Source organism: Pseudomonas sp. HY7a-MNA-CIBAN-0227, assembly GCF_040310325.1.
Lineage (GTDB): Bacteria > Pseudomonadota > Gammaproteobacteria > Pseudomonadales > Pseudomonadaceae > Aquipseudomonas.
Map to the genome: position 1 here is coordinate 1 of NZ_JBEOPT010000197.1, position 262 is coordinate 262.

At 44.3% G+C, this 262-nt stretch carries 1 protein-coding gene; it reads right to left on the minus strand.

The window, feature by feature from the left end; all coding sequences use genetic code 11:
* A partial coding sequence (locus AAEZ06_RS27550; protein ID WP_350617292.1) for a GNAT family N-acetyltransferase occupies nt 1-262 on the minus strand: 262 nt, incomplete at both ends.

Below are 262 nucleotides of genomic sequence, written 5' to 3' on the forward strand. Positions count from 1 at the left end.
CTTGATGACAAATGTCTTCCTGCGAAAGTCTCTGCCGCTTGTAGAATTATATTACCCACGCCCTGCCCTTGCAGCTGTGGATGTACCGCAAACATGCCGATATACGCTTTATTCTTACTGTCAGTGCTATTAAGGTCACTCTTATTTGTATCAGCATTAACTTTTATATCGACCGCAATACAACCCAATAGCTCACCAGTCTCCTCTCCATCGCGTTCGCCCGTTATGGTTTTTGGGTACACGAACAGATAGTGTTTTGGAT